At 72.0% G+C, this 7,347-nt stretch carries 5 protein-coding genes and 1 pseudogene; 5 read left to right on the forward strand and 1 reads right to left on the reverse strand.

The genetic code is table 11. From position 1 onward, the window contains the following. The 3 genes from x551_RS16210 to x551_RS16220 all read left to right on the forward strand — a co-directional run. The coding region (locus x551_RS16210; protein ID WP_036249542.1) for a LysR substrate-binding domain-containing protein at positions 1-673 on the forward strand (673 nt) is incomplete at its 5' end. A gap of 165 nt (positions 674-838) precedes the next feature. Beyond that, positions 839-2,482, forward strand: coding sequence for a peptide chain release factor 3 (locus x551_RS16215; protein ID WP_011830858.1), 1,644 nt, complete (start codon positions 839-841; stop codon positions 2,480-2,482). A gap of 82 nt (positions 2,483-2,564) precedes the next feature. Then, entirely contained in the window at positions 2,565-4,181 is a 1,617-nt protein-coding gene (locus tag x551_RS16220; RefSeq protein WP_036233566.1) for an FAD-dependent monooxygenase, read from the forward strand. Between the two features lie 15 nt (positions 4,182-4,196). Here x551_RS16220 and x551_RS16225 read toward each other — a convergent pair whose 3' ends face one another. Continuing rightward, on the reverse strand, positions 4,197-5,174 hold the full coding sequence (locus tag x551_RS16225; protein WP_036249544.1) for a helix-turn-helix domain-containing protein: 978 nt from the start codon (positions 5,172-5,174) through the stop codon (positions 4,197-4,199). Positions 5,175-5,278: 104 nt separating this feature from the next. Here x551_RS16225 and x551_RS16230 point away from each other — a divergent pair, with 104 nt between their 5' ends. After that, positions 5,279-6,298: a MoxR family ATPase gene (locus tag x551_RS16230; protein ID WP_036233563.1), complete on the forward strand. Its 1,020-nt coding sequence runs from the start codon at positions 5,279-5,281 to the stop codon at positions 6,296-6,298. Positions 6,299-6,324: 26 nt separating this feature from the next. After that, positions 6,325-7,208, forward strand: a pseudogene (locus x551_RS16235) (VWA domain-containing protein). Positions 7,209-7,347: the final 139 nt, after the last annotated feature.

Consider the following 7,347-nt stretch of genomic DNA (forward strand, 5'->3'; position numbering starts at 1 on the left):
GTTCGACGCGGTCGAGCACGGCTTCGACGCGCGCCGCCACAGCCCCGGCGGCCTGCTGCGGCTGACCGCGCCGGTCGAGTTCGGGCGGCGCCACGTCGCCCCGCTGGTGAACGCCTTCCTCGCCGCCCATCCCGCGATGCGCATCGAGCTGACGCTGGCCGACCGCGTGGCCGACCTGCTGGACGAGGGCCTGGACCTCGCGCTGCGCATCGGCCGCCTGCCCGACTCCTCGATGGTCGCGGTGCCGTTGGGCCGCACGCGACTGGTGGTCTGCGCTAGCCCCGCCTACCTGCGCGAGGCCGGGCCGGTCGCGCACCCGTCGGCGCTGCGCGGGCTGGCCTGCATCGCCTTCGCGCCGCACGGGCGCCACTGGCACTTCCAGGACCGGGGCGCGCCGCTCACGCAGACCGTCTCGGCCCGGCTGGTGGCCAACCAGGTGCGGGCCGCCAGCCTGGCCTGCACGCAGGGCCTCGGCATCGCCCGGTTGCTGCACTATCAGGTCGCCGACGAGCTGGCCGACGGGCGGCTGCTGCGCCTGCTGCCGGCCTTCGAGCCGCCCGACCTGCCGATCCAGCTCGTCTACCCGCACGCGCGCCTGCTGTCGCCGCGGGTGCGCCAGTTCATCGACTGGGCCGCGCCGCGCCTCGCGGCGGCGATCCCCGACCCGTCCTGAGCCGACCCCGGCGCAAGCCCTCCCAGGGCGCGACAAGGCCCTCCACCTAAAATCGCGCCTCGCGCCGGGCGGACCCCGGTGCTGGAAAGAGGCCACGGCCCGCCGCGCGCAGCGCCGCCGGGACCCTGCGGTCGTGGCCGCGCACCTGCCGAGATTGGGAAAGTGATGTCGAACGTTCAGATCGCCGATGAAGTCCAGCGCAGGCGCACCTTCGCGATCATTTCCCACCCCGATGCCGGCAAGACCACGCTGACCGAGAAGCTGCTGCTGTTCTCGGGCGCGATCCATATCGCCGGCTCGGTGAAGGCACGCAAGGCCAGCCGCCATGCCACCTCCGACTGGATGGAGATCGAGAAGCAGCGCGGCATCTCGGTCGCCAGCTCGGTGATGCAGATGCTCTACCGCGACTGCGTGATCAACCTGCTCGACACCCCGGGCCACAAGGACTTCTCCGAAGACACCTACCGCGTGCTGACCGCGGTGGATGCCGCGCTGATGGTGATCGACGCGGCCAACGGTGTCGAGCCGCAGACCCGGCGGCTGATCGAGGTCTGCCGCCAGCGCGACACGCCCATCCTCACCTTCGTCAACAAGATGGACCGCGAAGGCAAGGAGCCGCTGGAGCTGCTCGACGAGATCGAGCAGGAGCTCGGCATGCCCTGCGTGCCGATGACCTGGCCGGTAGGCCAGGGCAAGGCCTTCGGCGGCATCGTCGACCTGCGCAAGCAGCAGATGCGTCTCTTCAAGGCCGGGGCCGACAAGCGCAGCGACGAGGGCGACGAGGTGGTGCCGCTGTCGCAGGCCGACACGCTGCGCGCCCGCTTCGGGCACGACTATGCGCTGGCCGAGCAGAACATCGAACTGCTGACCGCCGCCGCACCGGCCTTCGACGAGGCGGCCTTCGTGGCAGCGAAGCAGACGCCGGTGTTCTTCGGTTCCGGCGTCAACAACTTCGGCGTGCAGGAGGTGCTGGACGCGCTGGTCGACCTGGCGCCGCCGCCGGCCTCGCGCCACGTGACGCGGGCCGACGGCAGCGAGCACGAGGTGCCGCCGCAGTCGGCCGGGTTCTCCGGCGTGGTATTCAAGGTACAGGCCAACATGGACCCGTCGCACCGCGACCGCATCGCCTTCGTGCGCGTCAACTCCGGGCGCTACACCTCGGGCATGAAGCTGCGCGTGCAGCGCACCGCCAAGGAGCTGAGGCCCACCTCGGTGGTCACGTTCCTGTCGCAGCGGCGCGAGGCGGTCGAGGAGGCCTACGCGGGCGACATCATCGGCTTCACCACCCACGGTGGCGTGCAGCTCGGCGACACCATCACCGACAGCGAGGCGCCGGCGAGTTTCGGCACCTACACCGGCCTGCCGTTCTTCGCGCCCGAGCTGTTCCAGACCGTCGAGCTGGCCAACCCGATGAAGAGCAAGCAGCTGCAGCAGGGCCTGCTGCAGCTCGGCGAGGAGGGCGCGATCCAGGTGTTCCGGCCCACGGTCGGCGGCTCGATGCTGCTGGGCGCGGTCGGCCAGCTGCAGTTCGAGGTGGTGCAGCACCGCCTGAAGGCCGAGTACAGCGTGGATGTGCGCCTCACCGGCAGCCGCTTCCACGGCGCGCGCTGGGTGACCTGCGACGACGACGCGGCGATGCGCAAGTTCACCGACGAGGCCGCCAGCAAGCTCGCACTCGACGCGGCCGACACGCTGGCCTACCTGATGACCTCGCCCTACGACCTGCGCCTCACGCAGGACCGCCATCCCAAGGTGGTGTTCCACCCGCTGCGCGAGCACGCCGGCCTGGCGCTGCAGCAGGCCGCCTGAGCGGCCGTCCGCGGCGGCGGCGCGCGCGGGCTGGACGGCCCGGGCTGCCTCGTTGCAAGATGCGCGCACGGAGGGCTGCGCCATGTCCCACACGCCGGTGCTCATCGTCGGGGCAGGCCCCACGGGCCTGATGCTCGCCTGCCAGCTGGCCCGTCACGGGGTCGAGTTCCGCATCGTCGACGGCAAGGCCGGCCCGACCCGCGAATCGCGCGCCCTCGGCGTGCAGGCCCGCACGCTGGAGCTGTTCGACGCGATGGGCATCGCCGCCGAGGCCGTGGCGCAGGGCCGGGCCACCTTCGCGGGCAATATCTATGTCGGGCGCCGGCGCGTGCAGCGCATTCCGCTCGGCGACATCGGCCAGGCGGTGACGCCGTTTCCCTACCTGCTGATCCTCGAGCAGAGCCGCAACGAGGCGCTGCTCTACCAGACCCTGCGCGCCGCGGGCCGCGACGTGGAGTGGCAGACCTCGCTCGCCGACCTGCGCAACGAAGACGCGACCGGTGCCGTCGCCACGCTGCGCCACGCCGACGGCCGCAGCGAGACGCTGCACTGCGACTGGCTGGTCGGCTGCGACGGCGCCCGCAGCCCGGTGCGCGAGCAGCTCGGCCTGCCGTTCTCCGGCGGCACCTACGAGAACGCCTTCTACGTGGCCGACACCCGCGTCGACTGGGCGCTGCCGCACGGCGAGCTCACGGTCTGCCTGTCGAGCGAGACCTTCGTGGTGTTCTTCCCGATGCCCGGCGAGCAGCGCTACCGCGTCATCGGCACGCTGCCGCGCGACGCCGGCGGCGACGCGCCCGTGCTGCGCTTCGAGGACATCGAGGCGGCGGTGCGCGCGCAGATGGACATCGAGGTGCGCTTCGGCGAGACCGCCTGGTTCTCGTCCTACCGTGTGCACCACCGTTGCGTGGAGCGCCTGCGGGCCGGGCACTGCTTCGTCGCCGGCGATGCCGCGCACGTGCACAGCCCGGTCGGCGCGCAGGGCATGAACACCGGCCTGCAGGACGTGTGCAACCTGGCCTGGAAGCTGGCATTGGTGGTGCAGGGCCGTGCGCGCGACGACCTGCTCGACAGCTACCACGCCGAGCGCTGGCCGGTCGCGCAGCAGCTCCTGAAGACGACCGACAGCGCCTTCCAGTTCATCATCAGTCCCAACCCGCTGGTGCGGGCCTTCAGGCTGCACGTCTTCCCGCGCATCGCGGCGCGCGTGATGGCCCGGCCGGCGGTGCGCAAGCGCCTGTTCCGGGTGATCTCGCAGACCGGCATTCATTACCGAGGCAGCCGCCTGTCGCAAAGCCCGGGCGTCACGCCGGCGGCTGCGGCGATGACGGTGCGCGCCGGCGATCGCCTGCCGTATGCCGAGATCGCCGCGCCACTGGCGGACCCGTCGGCATCGGTCTACGCCTGGCTGGCGGCGCCGGGCTTTCACGTGTTGCTGCTGCAGCGCGAGCGAGAGGGCCTGGAGGCGCGCGCTTCCACCTGGGCCGCCCAGCTGGAAAGGGCCTGCCCCGGCTGGTTCCATGTGCACGCCGTCGCGTCCGGTCAGGGTGCCGATGCGCTGTTCGACGCGCTCGGCGTCACCGGGCGCGCGATGGTGCTGGTGCGCCCCGACCAGTACATCGCTTGCGTCGACGACCGGTTCGAGTCACCGGTGCTCGAGGCCTGGCTCGAGCGCACGCTCGGCCTGCGCATCGCCTGAGCCGGCGCGCGCGCGTCAGTCGCGTGGTCCGGCCGCGGGCACCGTGGCGGCCGACTTGCGGTACTCGCGCGGCGAGGCGCCGTAGCGCTGCTGGAAGCTGCGGCTGAAATGCGCCGCATCGCTGAAGCCATGGCTGTAGGCGATCTGCGTCAGCGTGTGACGCGCCGCGCGCGGGTCGATCAGGGCGCGTTCGCAGGCGGCCAGGCGCTGGGCCCAGATCCAGCGTTCCAGCGTGCTGCCCTCGGAGCGGAACAGCTGGTGCAGGTAGCTGGTCGACAGCCCCAGCGCCGCGGCGATGCCCGGCACCGACAGCTGCGGATCACCCAGGTGGGCGACCACATGGGCCTTGATGCGCGCCAGCAGCGTGCGGCGCGAATGCGGCGTCGCTGCACGGCTGTCGGCGTCGCCGCGCAGGCCGCCGCCGACGGCGCCCAGCAAGGCCTCGGCCAGCGCCGGACGCGACAGGCGCGTGCCACGGCAGGCTTCGCGGACCTGGTGGATCAGCCGTCGTGCGGAGCTGCTGGCCGCCGAGATGGCCTGCGCCGTCTGCGCATCGCAATCGGGCGCACGCGCCATCAGCGTGGCGCAGGGGATGCGCAGCACGGCCTGCTGGTAGTCCTCTTCGAGCAGCAGTTCGTAGGGGCGCCGGGTGTCGTAGATCGCGAACTGCCCTGGCGCCAGCCGCGTCTCGCGGCCGCCCTGCGCGATCCAGCACGAACCCTCGAGCTGCACGCTGACCAGGAAGAAGTCCTCGTGCGCGCGGGCCACCTGGCGCTGCGAGCGGGTGATGTGCTTGAAGCCGTGGCCGACCGAGGTGATGCGCGTCACCGACAGTTCGGCGAGGTCGCGGTGCAGCATCGAGGCGACGAAGCGGTCCGGGTCCTGCACCTTGAAGCGGGATTCGACGAAGCGGTCCGAGGCAGCCTCCGTCCAGCGCGCGACGCGCTGGCCCGGCGGCAGGTGGAGGGTGGAGAACGCACGGTCGTGGCCCATCGGCGGCTGATCCTTCAGTGGGAACCTAGGGTGCACTCTCAGGCAAGACCGCCGGCCGCCGCCGAGACACCCTGCGGCATTGTGTTGGCAACCGGCGCGGGCAAATGAGTTCAGCAGAACAGCTTCAGGACTGGCGATCGATCGCGCAGCGGGTCGAGGCCGAGGTCGCCCGCGCGGTGATCGGCCAGCCGCAGACGATCCGGCTGATCAACGTGGCGACCTTCGCACGCGGCCACGTGCTGCTCGAGGGTGACGTCGGCGTCGGCAAGACCACGGTGCTGCGGGCGTTCTCGCGCGCCATCGGTGGCGACTTCGAGCGCGTCGAGGGCACCGTCGACCTGATGCCCGGCGACCTGATCTATCACACCTATGTCGACGCCGAGGGCAAGCCGCGCATCGATCCGGGCCCGCTGCTGCGCCACGGCGAGGGCCTCACCACCTTCTTCTTCAACGAGATCAACCGCGCCCGCCCGCAGGTGCAGTCGCTGCTGCTGCGCGCGATGGCCGAGCGCACCGTGTCGGCCTTCAACCGCGAGTACCGCTTTCCGCACATGACGGTGTTCGCCGACCGCAACAAGGTCGAGAAGGAAGAGACCTTCGAACTCGCATCGGCGGCGCGCGACCGCTTCATGTTCGAGCTCAACATGAGCAAGCCCACCGACCGCGGCATCCGCCGCGCGCTGGTGTTCGACACCGCGTTCCACGACGCCGACCGGCTGATCGAGCAGGTCCCCGCGGCGCTGCTGCCGGCCGACCGGCTCAACGAGATCGGCACGCTGATCCAGTCCAGCGTGCGCAGCAGCGAGACCATCGAGCGCTACGTGCTCGACCTGTGGGAGGCCAGCGAGGACCCGCTGCGCTTCGGCGTGCACCTCGAGGGTGTGGACATGAAGCGCCTGATCCTCGCCGGCGCCAGCCCGCGCGGCATGAGCGCGCTGATGCGCGCCGCGCGCGTGGTGGCGTGGCTGGCGGGCCGCGACCACCTGCTGCCCGACGACGTGCACGCGGTGCTGCCGTCGGTGCTGGGCCACCGGGTGTTCTTCACGCCGATCTACGAGCTGCGGCGCGCCGAGCTGGCGCCGGCGCTGGTCGAGAAGATCATGGACCGCGTGGCTGCCCCCTGAACCGAGAGCGCCGACCGCCGCCGCCGATGAGCCCGACGCACGACGAATTCCACTACCGCCTGCCACTGCGCTACGGCGGTCAGCGCCCCGGTGCGCATCGAGCTCCAGCCTCGGCTCGGGGCAGGGTTTCGCCGCGCACCGGCGGCTGTTCGACCACCCCGACCCGCGCCGCATTGACCTGCGCGCCAGCCTGCGCGACGTGGGCCAGGAGTGGCTGGTGCGCATCCAGCGCCAGCGCGTCGCGGTGCCGGTGCACGTGGTGGTCGATGTGTCGGCATCGATGCACTTCGGCGCGCTGCGCAGCAAGCTGCAGGTGGCCGCCGACTTCGTCGAGGCGCTCGGCCCCAGCGCCTTCCGCGTCGGCGACGCGGTGGGCCTGCTGGCGTTCGACCACGAGGAGCGCGAAGACCTGTTCATGCCGCCGCGCCACAGCCGAGGCGCCGGCATCGCGATGGCCGAGGCGCTGCGCCGCTGCCGCTCCGAGAACGCCTGGCAGCACGACACCGTGCGCCACAACGGCGCGGCGGCGCTGCAGCGCGTGGCGACGCGCCTGTCGGGCCGCCAGGGGCTGGTGTTCCTGGTGTCCGACTTCCACTGGGATCTCGGCGGGCTCGACGCGGTGCTCGACCTGCTGGCGCCGGCCTGCGTGGTGCCGATGATCGTCTGGGACCCGGCCGAGACCGAGCCGCCGCCGGCGCGTGCGCTGGTCGCTGTCAGCGACGCGGAGACCGGCGTGCGGCGCAGCCTGTGGATGCGCGAGCCGCTGCGCGCGCAGTGGCGCGACGCGGTGGCCGCGCGGCGCGACGCGCTGCATGCGCTGTTCGACGCGCACGGCATGGCGCCCTTCCACCTGCATGGCGGCTTCGATGCCGAGGCGATGACGCGCTACTTCCTGGAGACGGTGGCATGAAGCGCGGCCCGAGCGTTCGGGTCGGGCGTGCGGCTCGGCCGTGGCGGCGGCAGGTGGCGGTGCTTGTGCTGGCCCTGGGCAGCATGGCTTTGCCGTGGCGAGCCGCTGCGGGCGGCGGAGCCGGAGCCAGCGAACCCGG

This window comes from Methylibium sp. T29, from assembly GCF_000576205.1.
Classification (GTDB): domain Bacteria; phylum Pseudomonadota; class Gammaproteobacteria; order Burkholderiales; family Burkholderiaceae_C; genus Methylibium; species Methylibium petroleiphilum.

Excerpts from the sequence above, each read along its gene's own strand:
- x551_RS16220 (WP_036233566.1), top strand. The coding sequence starts at position 2,565 with ATGTCCCACACGCCGGTGCTCATCGTCGGGGCAGGCCCCACGGGCCTG.
- x551_RS16230 (WP_036233563.1), top strand. The coding sequence starts at position 5,279 with ATGAGTTCAGCAGAACAGCTTCAGGACTGGCGATCGATCGCGCAGCGG.
- x551_RS16215 (WP_011830858.1), top strand. The coding sequence starts at position 839 with ATGTCGAACGTTCAGATCGCCGATGAAGTCCAGCGCAGGCGCACCTTC.
- x551_RS16225 (WP_036249544.1), bottom strand. The coding sequence starts at position 5,174 with ATGGGCCACGACCGTGCGTTCTCCACCCTCCACCTGCCGCCGGGCCAG.